This is a genomic window from Neisseria sp. P0009.S007 (assembly GCF_051962515.1).
Genome location: NZ_JBQCVF010000379.1, coordinates 1 through 1324, shown reverse-complemented (window position 1 = coordinate 1324; position 1324 = coordinate 1). Strand labels below are relative to the sequence as shown.

Annotated in this window: 2 protein-coding genes; both read right to left on the bottom strand. The window is 49.2% G+C overall.

What is annotated here, in order from left to right:
• Positions 1-104: 104 nt before the first annotated feature.
• On the bottom strand, positions 105-866 hold the full coding sequence (locus ACTHS3_RS13415; protein ID WP_070606663.1) for a hypothetical protein: 762 nt from the start codon (positions 864-866) through the stop codon (positions 105-107).
• 72 nt (positions 867-938) lie between these two features.
• Positions 939-1324: hypothetical protein (locus ACTHS3_RS13410; RefSeq protein WP_440368181.1), on the bottom strand; the 386-nt coding region annotated here is incomplete at its 5' end.

Here is a 1324-nt window from a genome sequence, read left to right as displayed (position 1 = left end):
ATCAGGGCATGAAAACCGCCGCTTACCAGACGGCCTACTCGGCGGGATAGGGTTTCGCTCATTTGGATTTTCCTTTCTTTATGAAATCATGAGAAATTTTGTGTTTAGCCGGCATCTGATTGTGCCAACCAGTCGTAACATTGCTCCCATAACAATGTTTCGTTTTCGTCTTCTTTGCCTTCCAGCAGGGCTTGTTCTAAAGCTCGTCTGAATGTGGCGCGGGTATCCGGGTGGGTAAACCAAGCCGACAGTTGGGCGTCGAATTGCGTTCTATTCGGACAATGCTCGGGCAGATAGCAGACTTTGTACCAATCCGGCTTGTCGCTTCCATACGGAATTTCTAAGTACAAGTCGATAAATTCGCGTAAAGCTGCCGTTTTATCCGCCTGTTCCGTCCACAATGCCAGCAGTGCGTCGATAACATCCAATCCGGCAAATTGAAACATATTCAGCCAAACGACCAAGCAGCCTTCGTAGCGTGGCGTAGTCAGTTGCGAGTCAAACCAAGCGACGGCGAAACGTTTTAGCCAATCGATTTCTTCTTCTGTCCAGCATTCAGGTAAATCACAATGCAATTTATCGAGCAATGTTTCATCAAGAGATCGGACATCTTCTTTGTTGACCAAAGCCTGCAAAATACGCGGCAGAAAATGCTTCATGTCTAAAGCTGTCGCGGCTCCATCGTCTAAAGGCGCGCTGCCCAAATACGCTTGCAACATATCAGCAGGAATTTCGCGTAACGGATATTTCAGTAGCGCCTGTTGGAAATCTTCGGGAGAGCAACTATTGCAAGTGCAGATATTTAGCGGGAAGCGCACGTTGTAAGATGCAAATAATTTGTATGCTTCTGCTATCCATTTTTCCATCTTGTTGCCTCTGCCTTCGATGTTGAGCATTAGTATTTAGGAATGAGGGGAAGGGGAGTCGTTCAGACAGCCTCACACTTCATTTGCCTGTTGCACAATCTTCGCCAGTTTCAAAGTGTTTTCAAGCTGTTGCAATACGCTGTCGTCGTATGCCGCGCCTTTGCCGGTTACGGCGAGTTGCAAGATGCTGTCGGTGAGGCGGACGATGCGCCACATCAGTTCACGCTCGTATTTTTTCAAATCGTCGAGGTCGGCTTCTTCGGGCAGGTCGGCGGCAAGTGTTGCGCCTAAGTCGGGAAGCTGTTCAAACAACCTCGCCACGATATGCGAATGCACTCCGGCCTGTTTTTCAACGTGCAAGATGTCGTGTTTTGCCGCTTGGAAAAATTGCTCCTGCGCTGTCAGTGCGGAGCCGTAATCGCGTGTCTGCGTATGCGCCAAGCGCGCCAGCTTGAGCA